General features: G+C 64.8%; 17 protein-coding genes. 5 read left to right on the top strand and 12 right to left on the bottom strand.

Annotation, left to right across the window (positions count from 1 at the left end):
• Positions 1-5: 5 nt before the first annotated feature.
• Positions 6-296, bottom strand: coding sequence for a hypothetical protein (locus tag ABZT47_RS39620; RefSeq protein ID WP_354853745.1), 291 nt, complete (start codon positions 294-296; stop codon positions 6-8).
• 348 nt (positions 297-644) lie between these two features.
• Between ABZT47_RS39620 and ABZT47_RS39615 the strand changes: the two genes are divergently transcribed.
• Both ABZT47_RS39615 and ABZT47_RS39610 read left to right on the top strand, forming a co-directional pair.
• Positions 645-1,937, top strand: coding sequence for a hypothetical protein (locus ABZT47_RS39615; protein ID WP_354853742.1), 1,293 nt, complete (start codon positions 645-647; stop codon positions 1,935-1,937).
• Positions 1,938-2,024: 87 nt separating this feature from the next.
• A complete protein-coding gene (locus ABZT47_RS39610) occupies positions 2,025-3,329 on the top strand; it encodes a hypothetical protein (RefSeq protein WP_354853739.1) in 1,305 nt (434 codons plus the stop codon).
• Between the two features lie 402 nt (positions 3,330-3,731).
• Here ABZT47_RS39610 and ABZT47_RS39605 read toward each other — a convergent pair whose 3' ends face one another.
• Positions 3,732-4,697 carry a hypothetical protein gene (locus ABZT47_RS39605; protein ID WP_354853736.1) on the bottom strand — a complete coding sequence of 322 codons (966 nt, stop codon included), beginning with the start codon at positions 4,695-4,697 and terminating at the stop codon, positions 3,732-3,734.
• A 1,490-nt stretch (positions 4,698-6,187) separates the two neighbouring features.
• On the opposite strand from ABZT47_RS39605, the gene ABZT47_RS39600 reads away from it, so the two are divergent.
• Positions 6,188-6,475, top strand: a complete 288-nt coding sequence (locus ABZT47_RS39600) for a DUF6247 family protein (RefSeq protein ID WP_354853733.1) — start codon at positions 6,188-6,190, stop codon at positions 6,473-6,475.
• Positions 6,476-6,881: 406 nt separating this feature from the next.
• Here ABZT47_RS39600 and ABZT47_RS39595 read toward each other — a convergent pair whose 3' ends face one another.
• The 3 genes from ABZT47_RS39595 to ABZT47_RS39585 form a co-directional block, all read right to left on the bottom strand.
• Positions 6,882-7,334 carry a tyrosine-type recombinase/integrase gene (locus ABZT47_RS39595; protein WP_354853751.1) on the bottom strand — a complete coding sequence of 151 codons (453 nt, stop codon included), beginning with the start codon at positions 7,332-7,334 and terminating at the stop codon, positions 6,882-6,884.
• Between the two features lie 478 nt (positions 7,335-7,812).
• The gene (locus ABZT47_RS39590) at positions 7,813-8,451 is read right to left on the bottom strand and encodes a hypothetical protein (protein ID WP_354853730.1); all 639 of its coding nucleotides are present in this window, start codon (positions 8,449-8,451) and stop codon (positions 7,813-7,815) included.
• An 864-nt stretch (positions 8,452-9,315) separates the two neighbouring features.
• Positions 9,316-10,083: a hypothetical protein gene (locus tag ABZT47_RS39585; RefSeq protein WP_354853727.1), complete on the bottom strand. Its 768-nt coding sequence runs from the start codon at positions 10,081-10,083 to the stop codon at positions 9,316-9,318.
• 162 nt (positions 10,084-10,245) lie between these two features.
• Between ABZT47_RS39585 and ABZT47_RS39580 the strand changes: the two genes are divergently transcribed.
• Positions 10,246-10,710: a hypothetical protein gene (locus tag ABZT47_RS39580; protein WP_354853725.1), complete on the top strand. Its 465-nt coding sequence runs from the start codon at positions 10,246-10,248 to the stop codon at positions 10,708-10,710.
• A gap of 524 nt (positions 10,711-11,234) precedes the next feature.
• Here ABZT47_RS39580 and ABZT47_RS39575 read toward each other — a convergent pair.
• The 7 genes from ABZT47_RS39575 to ABZT47_RS39545 form a co-directional block, all read right to left on the bottom strand.
• Entirely contained in the window at positions 11,235-11,534 is a 300-nt protein-coding gene (locus ABZT47_RS39575) for a helix-turn-helix transcriptional regulator (RefSeq protein WP_354853722.1), read from the bottom strand.
• Positions 11,535-11,539: 5 nt separating this feature from the next.
• A complete protein-coding gene (locus ABZT47_RS39570; protein WP_354853748.1) occupies positions 11,540-11,860 on the bottom strand; it encodes a type II toxin-antitoxin system RelE/ParE family toxin in 321 nt (106 codons plus the stop codon).
• Positions 11,860-12,321 (bottom strand): DUF4279 domain-containing protein, encoded by a 462-nt coding sequence (locus ABZT47_RS39565; RefSeq protein WP_354853719.1) that lies wholly within the window; start codon positions 12,319-12,321, stop codon positions 11,860-11,862. Before ABZT47_RS39565 ends, ABZT47_RS39570 begins: the two co-directional genes overlap by 1 nt.
• Positions 12,322-12,713: 392 nt before the next feature.
• A complete protein-coding gene (locus ABZT47_RS39560; protein ID WP_354853716.1) occupies positions 12,714-13,229 on the bottom strand; it encodes a hypothetical protein in 516 nt (171 codons plus the stop codon).
• Between the two features lie 176 nt (positions 13,230-13,405).
• A complete protein-coding gene (locus ABZT47_RS39555) occupies positions 13,406-15,442 on the bottom strand; it encodes a ThuA domain-containing protein (protein WP_354853714.1) in 2,037 nt (678 codons plus the stop codon).
• A 42-nt stretch (positions 15,443-15,484) separates the two neighbouring features.
• Positions 15,485-19,342 carry a ThuA domain-containing protein gene (locus ABZT47_RS39550; RefSeq protein ID WP_354853712.1) on the bottom strand — a complete coding sequence of 1,286 codons (3,858 nt, stop codon included), beginning with the start codon at positions 19,340-19,342 and terminating at the stop codon, positions 15,485-15,487.
• A 272-nt stretch (positions 19,343-19,614) separates the two neighbouring features.
• Complete coding sequence (locus ABZT47_RS39545; RefSeq protein WP_354853709.1) at positions 19,615-19,917, bottom strand: helix-turn-helix domain-containing protein; 303 nt, start codon at positions 19,915-19,917, stop codon at positions 19,615-19,617.
• A 259-nt stretch (positions 19,918-20,176) separates the two neighbouring features.
• On the opposite strand from ABZT47_RS39545, the gene ABZT47_RS39540 reads away from it, so the two are divergent.
• Positions 20,177-20,635, top strand: coding sequence for a hypothetical protein (locus ABZT47_RS39540; RefSeq protein WP_354853754.1), 459 nt, complete (start codon positions 20,177-20,179; stop codon positions 20,633-20,635).
• The last annotated feature ends 483 nt before the right edge of the window (positions 20,636-21,118 follow it).

Below are 21,118 nucleotides of genomic sequence, written 5' to 3'. Positions count from 1 at the left end.
GTGGGCTACCGGTACAGGTAATCGGCCAGCTCTCGCGCTGCCCCGACCACATCGCTGACCGGATGCCTCTTCTCAGCGGACTGCCAGGAGTAGTACGCGCCGCCGTACCCGACAAACACCCACACCGGCAGCCCGTTCTCCGGATGGTGGACCATCAGCGCGCTGTAGTTCTCGCGCATCTTGGCCCGTACTCCCAGCTTGGTCAGATGCTCGCGCAACGCCAGCAGCTTGCGCCCCTCGTCAGGTACCGGCGGGTCCATGTCACCGCCCATCGCCTTCATGATGATCGAGTTCATTTCCGCGTCCCTTCCGACCCGTCCCGCGCCAAGACAGTCGAGACAGTCGCGTTCTTCGCGGGGGTGGCCTTCGCTGCCGTCAGCAGGAATCAACAGGTTCCGGCGGGAGTCGCACAGCTTCTTGCCACGCCCCCGGCATAAGGAACAGGGGACTGTGTCGCTGGTCTCGACTGGCCGGGTCACCGTTGCCATCTCCTTGGTTGTCCCGCGCTCCCTACGACGGAAGGCGGTCTGACGTACCTTGGTTGCCTGACGGCAAGACAAACAGCGAACCGATCAACGCGGGACCCCCAACCCGGTCCCCTTTTTCGCCCCCCGCGACCCCCCGAACGGGAGGATTGCCCGGAGATGGCAGACACCATCCCAAACGTTCAATTGCGTGCCTGGCGTAACAAAGCCCAGCTCACCCGCGCCGAACTGGCAGCGCGCATCAACGCCACTCCCACCGGCATCAAAGACGGCCTCAACTGCGACGAGGAACGCATCAGACGATGGGAGGCCGGCGAAGTCTCCTGGCCCCACTCCCCCTACCGCCTCGCGCTCACCCAGGCCACCGGCCTCCCCGTCGAAGACCTGGGCTTCTCTCCCACCAAGCGCCGCAACGGCAGCCGCCTTATCGAGGCCCAGATCATCCCCACCGACGCGCTCCGAGCCGAAGCCGACCTGTACGGCACCATGGAACTCGCACAACAGCTCCAAGCCTCCGACGTCGGCCCCGGAACCCTCGAAGCACTCGCCGAAGCCGTCGACCTGCTCTGCCGCGCCTACCCGGTCGTATCCGCCGCCACCTTGCGCGACCGCACCCAAAAGCGCCTCGCCCAGGTAACCCGCCTGCTTTCCGGTCGGCTCACCCTGGCCCAGCACCGCGAACTCCTCGTCATCACCGGCTGGCTCACCGCCCTACTGGGCTGTATCCACTACGACCTCGGCGAACGCGAAGAAGCCGAGACCTCTCGCCGCGCCGCCTACGAAATGGGCCACCAAGTAGGACACGGCGAACTCATAGGGTGGGCATACGAGATGTCCGCGTGGTTCGCCCTGGTCGAAGGCCGCTACGAAGACGTCGTCACCTCAGCCCGCAAAGGCCAGGCCGCCGCCGGCATGAGCAATGCCATGGTGCAACTCACCCTTCAAGAGGCCCGCGGACTGGCCCGCATGGGAGACCGCCGAGAAGCCGACAAGGCCCTATCTCGCGGCGCCGACATCCTCGCCAAACTCCCACCCCCAGAACACCCCGACAACCACTTCGTGTTCGACCACGCCAAATGGATGTTCTATGCCGCCACCGCCTACACCTGGCTAGGCGACAACGACCGCGCCGAAGAACACGCCCTCGAAACCATCCAAATCCACACCCGCCCCGACGGCACCCACAACGCCCCCATGCGCGTAGCCGACGCCCACATAGACCTAGGGATAGTCCACGCCAGAAGAGGCAACCTAGACGCCGCCGTAGACCAGGGCCTCACAGCATTCGACATCGAGCGTAAATCCCTAACCGACCTCGTCAACCGTGCCGGCGACCTCGACCGCGTTCTACGCCAAAACTATCGCCGCGAAGCACTCGCTCAAGAATTCCACAACCGGTACGTCACTGCACGCCGGGCATTGACCGCCCGACAGCCGGACATGCTTGACTGAGCCGCTCAATTCCACTCGATGCAAATAGAGATCGCGCCACAGAATGTACCCCTTCGCACTTAAACCAGTCAGCCCGAAAGCCCCAAATTGAGTACCGAAATCGACGAAATCCTAGCAGGATGTCTCGGATTTTTTTGGCCACTCGGCACCGCATCCCGCAATCCTCAAGAGGAGGCCCAGCCAGGATACATACAACGTAAGGCCAATGGCAGCTTACATATCGAGACTCTGGAAAAAGACCTACCTCACGCTTCCCCCTCGATCCGCCCCAGGCCGGATGCGGTTCTAGGAAAAACACCACATGGCGGTGTAGCACTACTCAACATCTCCGGGCATGGGGCTACCTTCAATCCGGACAGAGCAAGAGCATCCGTGAGTAATTATCGAGGTCTCACATTAATAACTGGAATAGATGCAGACAAAGTTAGATCACCCAAGGCATATAGCCTATCCGCGTTCTTTCCAGAAGCTTCAGAGTGGGCGGGACTAACATCGATCAATATCGATCCGTCTCCCGACGGGCAAGGACGCTCCACGGAGCTTAATATTCACGTGCTGTCTACCCCCGGCGGCAAGGAAAAATTTCGGGGAAGACTGATTGAAATAAGCACTCACTGGGAGACGTCGGGCCCACGAAACAGGCCAAATATCTACGCCCCTCTAAGGATAACGTCATCGTCCCCGCGGGCGCTTCCTATAGTAGACCTCCTAAAGCCGCTGTTTCGAATACAAGACCTTATAAGTCTAGCCTATCAAGGTTTTGTGCTCGCAGACGGTGGACGTGCCCTCTTACAGCAAGGCTGCGAAGGCCGAAATCCACATTTATGGAACAGTACACTAATGCATTTACCTGACCATTCTAGGGAGATCGCTACGCTGACAGAAAACCCCCTATTTTGGCTAAGCGATCTGGGAGGCATAACTGGAATTAGGCGCTGGCTGGAACTATGCCACAAACATCCAAGGGCCGTGTATCCGCTGACCGAATACTACCGACTTGGCCAACTATCTCCGGAAACTAGATTAATGGAGGTAGCTGCGGCAATCGAGTATTGGACCGGCGCTCACGCAAGATCACGAAAGTGGCCAAAGGTGGGGAATTCGCAAGCGGCAGCTGTAGCTAGGCGAGCAGGCCAACCTTTCTCGAAATGGGTCGGAAATCGCCACGCGAAGTGGGCAAAGGAGTTTTGGGAGGAGTACATCGCAGTGAAGCACTTCAAGACTCGGACACCCGATCCATACCTTTGCCGTCTTCTCGCAGACAGCGGGGCTATGCTCCTCACGGCTGTGCTTCTCAAAAGCATCACCGGGGGCTCTAGTAGGATCGTCGAGAAAATATTTTCCTCGCATCGCCTACATCATTTAGGGTCCGCCATACGCGACTCGATTTGAGAATGAGAGCTAAGAGATCTTCAAACAAGCCACGAAATGCTGCCGGATTGGGCTTAACGGAATCAAGGCGGCAGCGCTCCGCGCCGCCGCACGGGCCGCCCTCGCCCGCGGGCCGGGCTGCGGCCTCCGGCCGGTCCCGGCCCCGCAGCGAAGCGGCCCGCTTGCTGCACAACACACAGCCATATCATGTTGTACCCGCCGGTCCGGGGAGGCGCGCTGCCGCCATATAAGTGCGATACGACGGTGGGCAACCGGTACAGGTAATAGGCAAGCTATCCCGCCCCTACCGCGTCGCTGAGCTGGTATTTCATCTCAGCGGGTTACGCCAGCATCGGTGGTATAAGGCTCCACCCAGTCCCTTTTGAGTGCAGCATCGCTTAGCCTGTCGCCCGGTCGGTGCTGCTACTCATCTCCGTACTCAAGGCCGCCGTCGTAGTCCTCGTCCCCGGTGAAGCGGTCAGAAAGCTCTTCCACGAACTCCTCGATATGTTGCGGCGACAGACCAGCGGCGCTGATCTCGCTAGCGCCTGTCAGTGTCAGCTCACATACCGGGCAGTGCAGGGAGGAGGCGATGAAAACGGCATCACTGTGGACAAAGTCGCCATCAAGGCGGTCAGCGCTTCTACGAACCTCCACTATGTCCATTGGGATGTTGTTGGTGCAGGCTGGGCACTCCACAAACAAAAAGGGGCCGAGGCGGATTCCGCTCAATCCATCGATAATTGGACCATCCCAGAACGATCCGACCTTCAATGCTCCAGCTAGCGTTGCGCTGAACAGTGCAGCCTCCCGTTTAGCTCGCTCTTCACCTCGCATTTGAGCTAGAAGATCCTTCGCAGCCTTTATGCGCTCTCGGATCTCCTTCTGTACGGCCTGATCTGCTTGATCAATGAGGCTGCGGCCCCACGTGGTTATTCCCCTCCCAACGATGTTGTCTGCATCTAAACCAATGTGCTTGCATACGACATCCGTGACCCGGGTGAATGCCGGTAGCCATGCGTTCACGTCGATGTCCAGAGCGGCCATTCCAGAGTGAAGCTCAGCGTTCCTCAGGTTAATCAGATTGTTGGCTGGGGCCTTGAAGATAGATTCTGGTGTGGGCGGGATCAATTGATTCAGCCTGTCGATGGCTTGAGACACAGGAATGGTCTTAGCCTTCAGGTTCTCCTTTCCGAGCACAGCGTCGATCATAGATTGTGGATCGGAATTGAGAGCGGGATTTGTGTGCGCCAGCCCAGCTCGAACTAAGAACTCTAGGCCTAATAGAAGCCAAATTGCCATCACGTCGCGCTCGGACTCGGAGTTGGCTTGTTCAGCACGCAGGAAGTACCGCTGAGCCTTGCCGATCAAACTGTCGTAGTCCCACATTAGCGCTCCCAAATATGCACACGCCGCAGCAGACGTGTTGTCGTTTCATCAACAGCGGGCCGACGGTGCAGCAGGCGGCTGTTATCTACGATTACCGTGCGACCGGGCCGCCAGGATACATCGCTGGTAGCGACCTGGCGGGCCATGTCTTCAATGGTCATGTCGCCGGCGGGCTGACATGTCCGAGGGTCCCACCGCAGTCGCCATCGGCCAGATTTGGCGGGAAGTGCTGCTGGCAGGTGGCGAACTCGGCCGCGGCGGTCAACTGCGCGTAGTACGGTGCGGCGGAGCGCGGCCCACACTTCGGGCCCGGGTGCAAGTAGTTGCGTGCAGGTCGGTTCGGTGATCTCCACTGCGGTGAGCATCAGCCATCGCGGAGGGTTCGGGTCGATCGCGCCATCGGTGTGCCACGGGAACGCCCCCATCCCATAAACTCCCGACAGGCTCCAGGGGACCGCGGCGTCACACGGTCGGGCGCGCAGAATGACCGGCGAGCCTGCCTGGCCAAGCGCAGCCGCTGTGGCATCAGCATCATCTGCCGGTTCCAAAACGACGTATCCGTGCTCCTCCAAGAGCATGGAGATCTTGGTCATAAATCGGTGACCTTTCCAGGGGTGTAGGCTACTGCCGGAACCCTACAGTTCTTAGTCGCGCAATAAGAGCAGGTATCGCTTTCAACAGGGTTTCTGGTAGCGAGTGAGCGAGGACATGCCTCTGGCCTCGGGTTTTCGCGGATAAGACCGCATGTCCGTAGGCGGCTGGAGTGAGCTGCGCATCTGTCTGCTATCGCCCCAGGCGCGGCTCAGCAAACCTACTCCTCCAGCGCAAGTCCCTTTGCGGCCGCTGGCATCCAGCGAACTATCCCGGACATGCTGTCTGAGATCACAGCTTCAGGTTTGCCCGAATCGTCTGTTGGGTCTTGTCCTCCTCGCTGGTCAAGTGTCCCGGTTGAGGCCGCCGAGTCAAGGGCGCCTTCGGCGTCGCTGCGCGATCAACTTCGTTGACCCTTGACACGGAGGCCTCGCCCTGGGGGCGGCAGCTACGAGGAGGACGGGGGAGGACCAGGGGCCGGCTTCGTGGGGTGACGAGTGACGGCAACAACCCCGAACAACCCGCGCGGTCGCTCACTTCTGTCTCATCTCCCCCCTGCCGGAATGCTCATCACAGGCAGAGGGATCGAGCTGATAAGGAAGTGGTCAGTACCTTGATCCCAGGCCATACGGGCCATTAACCAAGGTGACGAGGGGTCAACCACGGTCACTCAGGACTACGCCGAGGCCCAGGTCAATGGCCCTACGTGCTGTGATCGATGTACTTCCCAAGCTGACAGCGCGGGTTCGATTCCCGTCACCCGCTCCATACAGGTTTCTGCGCTTCCCGCATGCTCCAACTCCCCAACCTTGTCAGCTGAGCTCTGTAGGCTCTGTGACGGGAGAGGGGACATCAGCATGACAGCGGACCCACAGGACTACGCACCAACCAGTCCGTCTATGCCGGAGAAGAACCTGCGGGCCATCCGCGCGGCCTTGGTAGTGCCCCAGGACCGCGAAGCGTTCGACGCAGGGCTCAAGGCGGTCCTCGATGAGGTTCGAGTAAGTCTGGATCTCAGCGCACTGAACAACTTCGTTCACCGCTGGTGGATCTCCGCGTGCGACACGGTGAAAGATCCCGGAGGACGCCGGCAGATGCATGTCAAGGCCGAGCAGATCCTTGCCGGCGAGCCTGCCGGGGGAAGGTCATGGCGTGAGGTCCTCATCGCTCGCGGAGTCGAGCTGTAGGTGTACCAGCTCCTACTCGACCCGGTCGCCGAGGACCAGATCGCCATGGTTCCCGAGGAGGCCCTGCGTGTCCGCTCGCCGAACTGTTCACGCTGCTGGAGACCGCGCCATGGAGCGGCCAACCGTACAACGTGGCCAACCCAAAGGCCAACATGCTCACCCACACCTTCGGCGAGCGCGGTCTCGCGACCTACGTGGTCATGGAGGAACAACGCGAGGTGTATCTCATCCGCGTCGAGTGGCCATGATCCACGTGCCAGATGCGTGCCAGAACAGGCGGGAAACTGCGGTCACTCGCGGAGACTCACAGTCACACGACCGACCCTGACCTGTATCCCACTTTCCCCGCTCAGGACAGCAAGATCAGTAGCCGATTCCCAAGCTGACAGCGCGGGTCCGATTCCCATCACTCGCTCCCCCCTAAGGCGCAGGCCAGAGCGTGATTCCCGACCCGGGCCTTGACTGTTTCTGAGGCCTTTTCGATCTTCCGTGCAATCAGCGTGTAATCAGCCCACGGGCGCGAGCACCCCGGCCGGCCCGTCCTCACCCTCGTCATCCTGACCGCTGATGTGCTTGTCGATAGCATCTGTGATCGTTTTGTCGGCCCTCGCACGACGTGCTGATAGATCATCGCTGCCCGGACGTTGTCGTGGCCCATCCTGGCCATCAGATCCTTGAGCCCCGCGCCGGACTCCGCCGCGATCATGTTCCCGGTGTGCCGGAGATCGTGAACGTGCGGACATTCGGCCCCTACGACCCGCACGGCTTCCCGCCAGGAGGCGAGCCGGTTGAACCCACTCCGCCGCAGCGGACCGCCCTTGATCCCGGAGAAGGCCAACGCGTCAGGCTCCGCCTTCACGAAGGTCGCCAAAGTGTTCCCGGAGCACCGGAATGATCGCTTGCGGGATGCCGATGACGCGACGGCCAGCCTTGGACTTCGGCGGCCCGAGCACGAGCGGCCCCGTTGACCGTTCGACGTAGGGCGCGCGGACGGTCACCGGGTCAAGGCGGCGGACCGGCGCGCCGCCGTACCCCCGGCCCTCCGTCCGCCCGCCGTCCGGCGTGCGGCCTGGGGACCAGTCCCGGACGGCGGCGGAACACCGGGCCGGACACCGCACGACAACACCGCCGTACGAACCGAACGCTCCGGCCAGGGTTTGCCGCGCCGCCGTACCGATGCGGCCCTTACTATCGCCACGGTGTGGCAGGCCGCCATGCATGGCTGGGGGCACTCGGTGATCCAGGGTTCGTTCCTCACTCTGGATTACCGAGCAACGTGGCTGACCTCTGATCAGCAGGCGCAGGCATGCGGCGGTATGCACGATCCCGGACCATGTTCATGACCCTTGACTGAGAGAGTCCACCGGGCGCTCGGGGCATTGCAGGCACACGAACAGGTAGAGTGATCCAGCATCCTGGATCACGAGATCCGTGGGCTCCTGTATTTCCAGAGGAGCATGCGGAGCGAGCAGAGAACGCTCCTCGATGGGAGCCCAACGCTTCCCACTCTCGATGTCGAACTCCCGACTGGCAATCGTCAGCAGATGCGCCATCTCATGGCCTTCACTGCATTCGACTTGCTCAGGATCCTGGATCCAGCGCACCCAGCCCCCGACCTTGCTGCCTGGAGCACTTGAGAGGTGCGAGAAATAGCGCCAGCCGTCAGAGTTCGGGAATTCATCCTCGTATGCCCAGATCCGATTCCTGAGCTCAGCGGGAAGTCCCCAGCCCGCCGGATACTCTTCCACCCGCTCCGGCGACAGCACGCAAGCCATGGGGAGATACGATTCGTCGCTGTCAGGATCTGGCGCGGGGGCCTCGACGAGGAGACTGCCGACCGCTTCCGCCCTCCGCCAACGCACAGTCGTGTGAGGCTGGAAGTACGGTTCGTGATCGAGCGGGCACCACAGCACTTGGAGGGTGTCGGCGACATCGGGGAAGGGCAGTTCGGGAACATCTCGAGCGAAGAGCTGCATGACGGGGACCAGTGGAAGCGGATCCCACCCTTCTGAAGGGTCGTGAGTCTGCGGCTCGGGGCAGATCGGCCAAGGCTCATCCGCAGGCCACAACAACGGCCCACCTATGGAGCTGTCCGTGATGGCCGGCATTCCTCGACGCGGATGCAGCCGAACTGTGGTCCTGCGTTGACCTGCCAGTTCAGGGACGACCGCCGCTACATCGAACGGCTCCGAGGGTGTCGTCAACCCCATGCTCACCACTCCGATCACAACAGAGAACGTCGTAACGGCACACCGTAGAGCAGAGGACTCACAGAACGAATCCCTGTTCACGGCTCTGATCGACGTGCCATTAGCGTGCCATCAACCGGGGTAACGAGTGGTCAGCCACGGTCGCTCGGGACCGGCCTCAGCCGCAGGCCAACGCCCCTACGAGGCAAGATCCCTGAAATTCCCAAGCTGACAGCGCGGGTTCGATTCCCGTCACCCGCTCCAACGCGAAGGCCCCGGTCAGGGACATGATCCCGACCCGGGCCCTTATTATCTCTGCGGCCTTTCGGACCGTCCGTGCCCGTTGCATGCCCGCCCCCTCTTGATCTTCACCTTTCCTCGTGATCCCCCCGGCGAGCTTGCCCATGCGTCAGCGATCAGCTTGTCTCGCTCGCTCTCGGTGTGCAGGTAGATCAACGCGGCCCGCCGCCGCACGGCCCGCCGCCCGCTCCGCCCGGCCGGGCGTGCGGCGTGGGCGCCGGTCCCGGACGGCGGCGGGAACGCGGGCCGCCCGCCGCACCCAGCACTCGCCGCACCGACCCGCACCCGCCGACCAGGGACGCGCCGCCGCCCACAGGCGCGCCGGCCCTCGCGCCGGCTTTCGTAGCCTGTCTATCTCCCCGAACCCAAAGCCGCGCCAGCGAGAACGTCAGCCGTGCGGCGACCCGCTTCGACCGCATGCCTAGCCTGGGTCCCCATGCAACGCCCCAGCTCGGGGTCATACTCCGTCATCACGATGCCAGCGTGATCGGTCTCCGCTTCGATCACGGTCACCCGCCACCCACGCCTTCGCAGGCCGGCTGCGAACCGACGGGACTGCTCCACATCAACGATGTGGTCCTTGCTCCCATGAACCAGCCAGAACGGAACGGGATCCACCGCCGTCGTCGCAAGTTCGTCGAGCGGGACAGTTCCCGTTGAAGGCGCGGGCCGGTCGAACCCAGAAGCGATGCTGACCACCCCAGAGGGCCTCCAGTGATCAGAGGTCGCCCCACTGACCCCGACCCCTGCCGCGGCCTTCCCACCCAAAGACCACCCCGCCAGCACAACCTGTTCAGCGTCACCAGCGAAGTCAGCCGCGTTATCTCGGACGAAGACGATGGACTCCCACAGATGACCTCGCCCACCGTCCAGTGCATCGGAACGCCAGTCTGGAACGAACACCACGACATCCCGCTCCGCGACCGCACGGGCCAACGGTTCGAGCACGTCCCGTTCATCAGGTCCCCTGCCGTGCCAGAGCAACACGATCGGCCGCAGAACAGCGCCGTGACAACGATAGACGTCAAGGGCCTTGCCGCTCTGCCCATAAACGATTCCTCTGTCTACCTGAACACCCACTGATCCCCTCACATAGCCCTCAACGGGCGAGCACTTCACGCGAAGAACATATGCCTCCGGCGGAGGCCTTAGCTCCGGGATGGATCTAGAACTGGCCCTTCCTCGCACCCCTAGCGCTGATGGCTCCCGAGCAAGCGCACCGCCAACCCGCCGCGCCCAGACAATTCACCGGCCACCAGTACGCCGCCCCATAATTCGACCGTGAGACTGCGAATCGACCCGGACCGTGACGTCCAAAATGGCACCTGCGACTGCTGCCGGACACCCTTCGAACGCGTCACCGGCTTCATCGACAACGATGACGGCGCCTACGCGATCTACTACGCATCGTGCTACCACCACCACGGTATCCACGAAGCATGGATCGACGTCATCATCGACGACGCCTGGGCTTTCGATGAACCCGTCAGCCGTCCCGGCCCCAATCGCGTCACCTTCGGATGCCGCGTCGGCCCCGTGGAAGGCCAATCCGCTCCCGCCTGCTCCCTGGTCGCGGGCGCCGCGGTCGCACCTGACACGCCCTTCTACGGACGCAAACTGACCCGCGATGAAGCCCTGACACACCCCTGGGTTTCTGACTACTGGGAGACCATCGACCACATCCTGGAGAACGACGCCACAGTCAAACAGCATCTCTACGGAACCGCTGCCCAGGACGAGGCATAGAAGCCACGCCTCCGGCGGGGGCGCTCCGGCTCCGGGTGGGGGCAGTGCCTCGCCGCCGGCTCGTAGATGGTTGAGATGGAAGCCTGATCATCCCGCCCGCCGTCGACCGAGCCGAGCGGACCAGGGCCAAGGGGGTCCGTTCGTCCGGTAGGGCGCTCCACCTTGACCCCCTTGGCCCTGTCCCGCTTCCCCTTCGGGCGGGTCGAAGGCGGACGGGATGATCAGGACAGGGCAGGTGCGCGGTGCGCCCCAGACCAGCTCCAATGCTTGATCGACGTGCAATTAGCGTGCAATTAGACAGGGTGAAGAAGGGTCGACCACGGCCACTCACGACCGGCCCCACGCCCAGGTCAGCGGCCCCACGTGGTCGGATCCGTACGATTCCCAAGCTGACAGCGCGGGTTCGATTCCCGTCACCCGCTCCATACACCCGAGGCCCAGGTCAGGATGAATCTCCGACCCTGACCTCGATCGTTTCTGGTGCGGCTTCAGATCGTGCGAGGTCGAATACCGCTCCGGTGAGATCAGCTCGCCTCCCGTAGCGGCTGGAACTGGACGCTCAACCGCATCTCCAGAGCTTCCGCCAGTCGCTCCAGCATCGGGATGGTGGGCATCGTCCCGCCCGCTTCGAACCGCGCCACCGCCGGCTGCTTCAGCCCTGTGCGTTCGGCCAGCTCTGCCTGGGTGAGCCCGAGCTGCTCACGCCGAAGCCGTACCGCCTCGCCCAGCTCGAACCGGATCTTGGCCGCCTCGTATGCCGCTCCCGCGCCGGGACGGCTCATGATCTCAGCTCTCTTGTCCGCCCAGGCTCTGCGATCCCCCATGCCACTCACTCCTCATCCGGGGTGTGGGCCTCGGCGATACACCGCTGCATGGCCCGCCACGCACGCTCGATCTCGGCCGACTCTCGCATCCGCTGCTTGCGGAACACTGTCAACATGATGATCCGCCTCCCCGGGCCGACCCAGTAGGTGATCCGTACCGCCTCCCGATGCAGATGGAACCGCAACTCTCGAAGCTTGCCGCGGAGTTGCCGGGTGTAGGGCTCATCGAGCAGGACACCACGCTCGGCCAGCAGATCGACATAGAACACTCGCCGCCGCCGGCGACGCGCCGCCGTGCAAAACCACTCGGCCGAGCTATGGCAGATCAGAGGGTGTCCCCGTACTCATCAACATCGAGTTCCGCCCGAGTGGTCTGCAAGAAGTCGAGAACACGGCGGTCAAGGTGCCAGCCCAGCGGCCGGGGTCGAGTTGGAGCTTCTGTTATCTGCTCTTCCCCGGAGTCCTCGTCACCGTCACCGAAGAAGCGGACCACTTGCAGGACAGCGGTGCGTCCAGGCTCATGCCGATCCAGTTCGTCGGCAAGCACCCCGATCGCCGGGGCGTACGGCTCCAATCGGTCAGCCAAAGCCGTGATCATATCGTCAACGGGCCGGCTCGATCTGGGAACGTTGATCTGCCAGATGTGAACCGCTGGATGAGGGGGCTCGAGTCTCTTACCGGCTCGAATCGTGACCTCATCCGCCTCAAGACCCAGTCGCGTGGCCATCTCCTCTGCAGGCATGCGTTCGCTCTTGAGGGCGAAGTACACGTACTGATCCACTTCCATGGGACGACTCTAAAGAGCCGAGAACCTCCGACAAGCTCCCAACTGCTGTACCTTCCTGGTGGCGCCGCACTCACACCGCCCTACGATCGCCTGGCGGTGGCTGACCTCCATACGGGGCTGGGGGCGATCGACGGTCCGGGGTTTCGCGCCTCAACCCCGGCCCACCGAGCACCAAGGCGACGAAGGTGCAGACGTTCCCCATGCCCCTCGCGTGCCCGTTGCGTGCCCGTCAGAAGGGCGATCAAGGGGGACTCACGGGGAACCACGGTCACTCACCCCGCTCCCCCGCACGTCAGCGTCTCGCCAGCTCAGCAGCCAGTCGCAATGGAGACTCCCCAAACTGACAGCGCGGGTTCGATTCCCGTCACCCGCTCCACAAGCGAGGGCCCAGGTCAGAAAGCATTTTCCAACCCGGACGCATGGCACGTAGAGACTTCCCCAAGCTGCACCCGTTCGCCGGGGTCGGGCACCGGCATGCCGGGCAACCCGTACGCCTGCTCGGGCATGGCCGCACGTACGAGCGCGGCCAGGCCGACCTTGGTCTCCCAGCAGCCGATGCGGCCACAGCCGCATTCCGCGTCTTTGTCCACCCCCACCGGCACGCTCAGCGGGCCGAGCAGGGAGCTCAGCAGCTCGGCCAGGGGCAGGGCGCGCCAGTAGAGGTTCGGCGCGAGTGTCACGACGCCACGTGTCACGTCCACGAGTCCGGGGACGGCCACCGCGATGCCGGCGGGGACCGCTCCTGCTCGCCGAATCGCCTCCACGGCCTCCTTGGCCACGAGCCCGACCCGGCGCACAGCCCTGTCCGGGCCACTGCCCATGGCGTCGTAGACCAACCGGCGCTCGACCAGGCCCCGGCCGCTGAGGTCTGTGCCGTGGGCCGCGATGTAGTCGACGTTGATCTCCATGCCCAAGGCGCCGACCCGACCGCATCACCGCTCCCTTCGGAGGATGGGTCACGTGCGGCACCTACCGATGTCTCGTCGATGATCATGAGAAGGTCGTGCATGAATCCGCCATAGTGGTGCGCTACAGCGTCAGCGCGGCGGGAGCGGCGATCCACCGCCCCCGCCGCGTGAACGGGTCAGCGGTTGAGGTTCTGCATCCACTCCCGCAGCGCGCGCGCCTGCCGCGCGAGCTCGGAACGCGCCGCAGCGTCGCCGGAGGCCTTGTCGTTCGCCAGGGCGACGATCGAGTTCAGCGCCGGGATGGCGGTGGTGTAGTTGGTCGCCAGATAGCCGTCCCGCGCGATGTCCAGGGCGGCACCGGCGGCGTCCGCGGCGGCCGCGGTCAGCAGCCCGGCCGCTCGGTCAGCCTCGATCAGCAGGCTGGTCTCGCGGTAGGACGAGCAGTTGGCGCTCGTGCGGCCGGCGGTCGTCTCGATCCCGCCGAGGATGATCCGCATGAACGAGTCGTCGTAGTACTGCGTCCGGAAGTGGCCGAGGATGAGCGAGAACGCCTTGCCACCGTCCCAGTTCTGGCACCACGCGATCGGGTGGTCGCCGTTCATCAGCCGCAGCGGGTTGGTGGCCGCGTTGCCGCTGTTGAGGCTGCGCTGGTAGCTGTCCTCGTTGAGGCTCAGCAGCGTGTGCACGTCGGCCCGCATGTTGCGGTCGAAGTTGTAGAGCTCGTCGACCGTCATCCACCGGGCAGCGAGATGCGCGGTCGCCGGGTGCGTGTTGTCCTCGGTCACCACCTCGGTGTGGATGCAGCTGCCGCACTGGCCGAACCCGTTCTGGCCGTTCGGATGGCTGGTGAAGAACCCACCGACGAGGTTGCCGTACCACGGCCAAGTGCCGAGCTCGAACGAGTCGGCGGCGCCGTGGATGCCGACATAGCCGCCGCCCTGGTTCATGTAGGCCTCGAAGTTCGGCTGCTCGGTGATCGCATTGAGCGGGCCCGGGTGCCCGACGTTGGACTCGAAGACGATCGTGTCGTACTGCTTGAGCGTGTCGAGGCTCAGGAACGGGCTCGTGGGCAGTGTGACGGTCGGGAGTTGCGGGTCGTAGACGTCGACGTTGAAGTTGTTCGCGACGCCGAGCTTCTGGATCGCGGCCACGGTGTGCGGGATGTGGTCGTGCCGGAAACCCGTCGTCTTGGAGAAGACCAGGACGTTGTAGTCGGCGTCCGGGTTGTGCGGGAGCGGGGCGAGCACCGGGTCCGGGATGAACTTCGGGCCCTCCGCGGGCTCAGACTCGAGGCCCGTCGCGGGCTCCGGCGCGAGCCGGCCTTTGAGCTGGTCGATCAGGTAACGCGCATCGCCCACGAGTGTGCTGCGGGCCGAGCCGGGCTTGATCTGGCTGTTGGCGATCGAGATGAACTCGTTCATGACCTGGCTCGCCTGCTTGGCCGAATCGGCGTCGGCGAGCGCCTTCGCCTGGTCGAGCTTGGCTTGGAGCGCCGCGCTGGCCTCCGCCGGGACGCTGCCGGCGGTCACGAACCGGCCGATCAGCGTGCCGACGTCCGCGAACGATGTCGTCACGATGAACGTCTGCGTGTACTTCGCGCTGTTGGAAGCGGCGTCAGAGAGCTGCACCGCGAGCTTGTGCACGCCGAGCAACAGGTCGGAGGTCTGCACCGGCAACGGCGGGACCAGCTTGCCGTCGAGGTACATGTTCAGCACAGCCACTCCGCCCGAGCCGGGGGCGGGGTCCGTGCGCGTCGGGATGAGTGTGGCGACGTGACCGACGTGACCGTCGGTGATCGCCGGGTACGACGCAGCCGGCGCGCGCGTGTCGATCCGGACCGCGATCGAGCGGAACGCCGCGACGTTTCCGGACGTGTCGACCGCGCGGTACCGGACGCTGCTGTTGCCCTCCTGCGTGATCACAGCCGACGCCGTGGCCGACGCCGGCGCCCCCTCGACGGGCACGTCAATGTAGGCGGCGCCGCCGTTGAGCGAGTACTGGAACTTGGCGATGCCGACGTCGTCGGTCGCCGACATGTTCAGCGTCACCGAGCCGCGGTACCAGTTGTTCTGGCCGGTCGGCGCAGAGGGCGACAGCGTCGCCACGTTGATCGCCGGCGGTGTCGTTTCCTCTGCCCACGACGGTGCCGCGGGGATGAGTACGGCCGCCGTCACGCAGGCGGCCACTACCGATGTGCGAAATCTTCTCCGCATGAGTGTCTTCTTCTCTCTCTTGCCGCTATACGGGCGGGTTCGCTAGCTGCCGATGCCCGTGCCGACGAACTCGGCCCAGTTGAGGTTGAACAGGTTGCCGCCCGTGGCGCCACCCGTGACCGAGCGGAACACCAGGAACAGCTCATGCGTCCCGGACATCGAGACCGGGAACGTCTGGCTCGTCCAGGTTCCCGTCCCGCCGGTGGACACGAGGTCGGCCGTCGTCAGGATCGGCCCGGTGATCGAGTCCTGACGGACCTCGATTGCCGCCAGCGGCGACCCGGGCGTGCGGCCGGTCGCCGCGTCCGCCACGCGGAAAGCGATCGAATCGATGTTGGTCAGGTTGAATGGGCCGTTGAGCTGGAGCCAGTCGCCCGAGCCCAGGCTGCCGCGGTGCACGCCGGCGCCGCCGTCGGTGTTGGTCGCCGTGTTGGTGCCGGACTGGTTGACGACGAACTCCACCTCCTGGTGCTTCTGGCGGATCTGGTGCTGGCCGGTCGTGGTCAGCTGCGGGACGCCGCCCGGACCGCCGTGGTCGGTGTAGCGCGCCTGGACCACGCCGGAGACGTTGCCGCCGTGTGAGACGTCGTCGGCGTCCGTGTGGAGCACGCCCGAGCAGCCGTTGACGGACTCCTCGGCGTGGCCGTGCGCGTCGTGGCCGAGCACGAACGTCACCTGCACCTCGGAGCAATTCACCGTCCCGTCCTCGGGGTCGGTGACCGTGACCGAGAACGGGATGTCGTCGCCGAACGCGAACGTCCCGCCCTCCACCGGCGTATTGACGACCACCGTCGGGCTCGTGTTGCCCACGGTGATCACGGTGCTGGTCGAGGTTTGCTTGCCGGACGAGTCGAGCACGGTCAGCACGGCCGTGTAGCGGCCGGACTGCGTGTAGGTGTGTGTCGGGTTCGGGTCGGTCTCGATCGCCGAGCCGTCGCCGAAGTTCCACTCGTAGCGGATCGAGTCTCCGGGATCCTCGTCCAGCGAGCCGGCGCTGGAGAAGTTCACGGTCAGCGGCGTTGAGCCGTCGGTGCGGTCCGTGGTGAGCACGGCCTTCGGCGCGCGCTTGCCCTTGACGTACTCCCACTTGTACATGCCCGCGTCGGGGCTGATGACGTTGAACCCGTTGCCGTAGGTCAGCAGGTAGAACGCGCCGTCAGAACCGAACTGCAAGTCCATCGGATTGTCGCACTCGAACCGGAACCTGCCTGCTCCGGCGTTCGCACGGCTGCCGCAATCGAGGAAGTTGTTGATCTTCTGAACGTGGTTGTTCTGCTTGTCGAGCTTGACCTCGCGCAGCGTGTCCTGCGTCCACTCGCTGATGATCACCGAGTCGTCGTAGTACGGCGGGAACTTGTTAGGGTTCGGGTTTTTTGCGTCGTAGTGGTACTTCGTGACCCCGTGCGGACCGACGCCGCCGGTGTAGAGCTCGGGGAACAGCCGCGGGCATTCGCTCGTCGAGCCGGGCGCGATCGGGCCCGGGGTCGGCGCGTAGTAGGCCTCGCACGGGGTGCCCAGCGGCGCGTTCGTGTTGTTGTCGCGGTAGGAGTACCAGATGTCCGGGTCGGTGACCGGCGGGACGTCCCTCAGGCCCGGCTCGACCGTCGGACCGCCCTCGATGTTCCACAGCGAGTCGTTGCGCTGCGTCGGCCCGTCGCAGTCGAACTTCTGAGGCGGGTCGTTCAGCGGCGTGCCCGCGGTGGTGGTGCCGGGCGCGAACTCGTGGAAGTTCCACTCGTAGTGCGGGAGGTCGCGCTTGTAGCACGTCGGCCAGCCGTAGTTGGACGGCTTGCGCACGATCTCGTAGCGGCCGGTGCCCGACGGGCCGTGCGAGCGCTGCGGTGTCTGGGCGTCGGGCGAGTAGTCGCCGATGTAGGCCACGTCGTTCTCGTCGACCTGGATCCGGAACGGGTTGCGGAAACCCATCGCGTAGACCTCCGGCCGCGTCTTGTCCTGCGGCGCGCCCGCGGCCAGCGGGAACAGGTTGCCCGACGGGATCGAGTAGGCGCCCGTGCCGGAGCCGAAGTCGACCTTGTTGGCGTCGGCGGCGGAGATGCCGCCGTCCTTGACCTTGATCCGCAGCACCTTGCCGCGCAGGTCGTTGGTGTTCAGCGCGCTGCGGCGCGAGTCACCGGTTAGCCGCTGATACCAGCCGCCCGCCTGCGCCGTGCTGGTGGCGATCGCCGGCGTGGCGGTGCCGGTCAGGCCGGCGCCGTCGGCGGTGATCTGCGGCTGATCGGACTGCTGCTTGCCGCGGCGGAAGAACACGTTGACGTTCGACGTGTTGACCGGGCCGCCGCTGGTCTGGATCTCATCCGCCTCGATGTTCGAGAGCGCCTCGAGCGCCGCGTCGATCGCATCGCGATCCGCGTTCCACGCGATCGGCTCCGTCGTCTGGCCCTCGAAGGTCAGCGTGAACGTGCCGCCCGTCGCGTTGGTGACGCGCACGGTCTGCTGCTCGTCGGTCTTCTGCGAGTTGTACGGGCCATAGCCGCCGGCGTTGATGCCGCCCGCGGGCGTGTCATCGCCGGTGACCATCCAGAGGTTGCCGTGCTTGTCGAAGTCGATGTCGCCCCCGACGTGGCAGCACTCCTGGCGGTTGACCGGCACGCGCATGATCTGCTGCTCGGAGCCCATGTCGAGGTGCGCCGGCGTGCTGTCGGTGGCGTCGACGAACCTGAAGCGGCTGAGCTGGAAATAGCCCACGTACGGATCCCACGCGGTCTTGGACGCCGCCACGTTCGGCGGGGTGGTGTTCGGCGTGATCTGGGTGACGACCGATCCGTCGCTCAGCTTGACGTCGGTGACCTCCTTCGCCGAGTAGTAAAGGTAGACCCACTTGTTGGTCGCGAACTTGGCGTCGACCGCCGGGCCATAGAGCCCGTCCTCGCCCGCGGAGTAGATCTGCTGCGTCATCGGCAGGCTCGGATCGGCGAAGTTGGCGACGACCGTGGTGACGCCCGTGGTCGAGTCGTGCATGCGCAGCGAGCCGAGGCGGTCCGTCTGCAGAACGCGGCCGTCCGGCAGTTGGTCGAAGCCGATCGGCTCCTGCAGGTTCGGCGGCGAACCGATCTTCGTCTGCTGGTAGTTGGCCAGCACGGTCGCGCCGCAATCGCTGTAGACCGGGTCGGCCTGGCCCGCGGCCCAGCCGATCGCGCCCTTGAGGTGCTTGGTGAGGCCGGCGTCGAAGCTCGCGGCCGTGTTGCCCAGGCCGGTGTAGAACGAGCGGCCGCCCTGGAAGTCCTTACACCACGAGACCGGGTGATCGGCGCCCATCGTGCCCCCGGCGATCCCGTCGAGGTCGGCGCCCTGCGGCTGCGGCCCGAACGGGTCCTCGACGACGGTGGCGAGGACGTGTGACAGACCGCGGACGTTCTTCGTGAAGTTGTACCAGTTGTCGGTCCGCGACCAGAACTGCGGCAAATCCTTGCTCGCGTCGTGGACGCGGTCGGCGACCTTCACGTCGCCCGATTGCACGTCGGTCCTGCCGGACGCACGCGTCCCCAGGACGTCGGTCAGGAACGACCAGGACTCGTCGGTCTCGACCGCCGAGCCGACGCCGACGAAGCCGCCGCCGTCGCGGAAGTAGCTCTCGAAGTTCGCGCGTTGCGCGTCCGTGAGCGGGCTCGCGTGACCCGTGTCCAAGAACACGACCGCGCGGTACTGCTCCAGCTTCTTCTCCGTGAAATGGTCGCCCACGTCAGCGGGCCCGGGCGCCACGACCGTGAAATGACCGGGTCTGGCCGCGTCCCGGATCGCGGCCAGGCCGGCCGACGACACCGCGTCCTGGGTGCTGCGCACCACGAGCACCTTGAAAGCGGGCTCAGCCGCCGTGGCGGCCTCGACGCTCACCGGCGTCGCGAGGAGCGTGATGAAAGGGGCGATGAGGGCCAAGGCCATCGTGGTCGCGGTGCGACGTCTCAGGCGTCGTCCGTTTTCTGGCAGGGCTGCGTCGAGCAGCCTGGCCCACGTTCGATGACGTGGTGACATGAAAGGCCTTCCTGACTGGGGGGACGTCAGGCAAGGCGCGCGCCGCCGCGCTTATTGCCACTTGGGTGGTAGCGGATATTGCGGTTGCTGGAGGTTGCCGTCTCCAGGTCTGTGGGGCCGTCAGTAAGGTGCCGGCCTGGGTAAGTCCATGATCGTGGTCGGGTCGTCGATGATGTGGTTGATCACCATGCTGGCCGCGCCACGGGAGGCGGCGCCGAAGCCGAGCGTGGAGGCGACGAATCGGCACTGGGCGGCTGGAGTTTGACACCGACCTCCCGCACCAGTCGCCGTTCCAGGAGCTCGGCCATGAGATTGGAGACGGTGGCCCGATGCAGCCCGGTCGCCTGGGCGATGTCGGCACGGGACAGGGATGCGTGCTCGCGCAGCTCGCGCAGCACCAGCGAGGGGTTCGCCCGGCGCAGCGTGGCGGGACCCGCCGACGGAGCGCCGCCCGGGGCTCGAGTGAAGGGCGGTTTGTACGCCATCCGCACCACCTGCCCTCTTTGTCCCCGAGATCAACTAATTAGGAGTTGTAACACGGCAATGTCGGACCGTGCACCCCTCAACTCTGTAACGAGTTGGCATCCCTCACATCTGTGCTGTTCAGCCGCCCTTCTCGCTCTGGTTCCGTTGCCGGCGACCCGCTGCACCGTGATCGGCTCGACCGACGGGCGGGGTGGCGGCCCGGCGGGCCGGGCCTCGCGAAGGTGACGCAGCCGGTCCCGGCTGATCGGGTTGGGCCGGGTGCGCAGCAGCTCGCGAGTCGCCGGCTCGAAGAACATCAGGGTGTGCTCCTCGATCCGGCTGAACTGCTTGCCGTTGTCGGTGGGCACCTCCTCTGGCACCCCGAACACACGCAACGCGCCGGCGAAAGCAAGACACACCGCCCGGCCCGTCCTTGCCCTCGTCATCCTGGCCGCTGATGTGCTTGTCGATCGCATCCGTGATCGTCTTGTCGGCCCCTCGCACGGCTTGCTGATAGATCATCCCTGCCCGGACGTTGTCGTGGCCCATCCTGACCATCAGATCCTTGAGCCCCGCGCCGGGTTCCGCCGCGATCATGTTCCCGGTGTGCTGGAGATCGTGGACGTGACGACCTTCCGCCCCTACGGCCCGCACGGCTTCCCGCCAGGACGCGAGCACCTCGCCTCGCCGTACCCGATCACCAGTCGCCGTACCGGGTCCGCACCGCCGCCCAATTGACTGATCCGTCACCGACGTTCAACGCCGTTGCTGCCACCACGGCCACTCGGGCGAGGCATGCGGGTCCGGCGATGTCCGGGTAAGGAACCGCCTGTCAATGGGGAGGACCAAGGCGTACAGGTATGGCTTGGCCCAGCATGGCAAGGCGATGAGTGCCTGTTCGAGTCGCCAGCGTGGTGCGTCTCCGGAGCACTCGGGACACATGCACCTGGGGCCGATTCGGTCGACGCTGCCGGGAACGACCGCCTGCGTCCAGGCCAGTAGTGCCCTGACCACTGTTCCCGGCCGCATCCGGGTGTGCTCCAGTGCGATCACCGCAGCCATGGGGCGACGCCCAAGACCGGGAACCTGATGAATCGAAGCTCTGTGGGTTGCGCACTCCGATCCTTGTGCGCGTACCTCGGAAGGGCGCCTACGCGGCATGGGCCTTTCTGGTCAACGTCATGAGCCGATGGTCGCACGTCGAGAAGGCGATCTCCACAT

It is taken from the genome of Sphaerisporangium sp. NPDC005289, from assembly GCF_040607455.1.
GTDB classification, from domain to species: domain Bacteria; phylum Actinomycetota; class Actinomycetes; order Streptosporangiales; family Streptosporangiaceae; genus Sphaerisporangium; species Sphaerisporangium rhizosphaerae.
The sequence above is the reverse complement of the archived record's forward strand: the minus strand, read 5'-3'. Positions and strand labels throughout refer to the sequence as shown.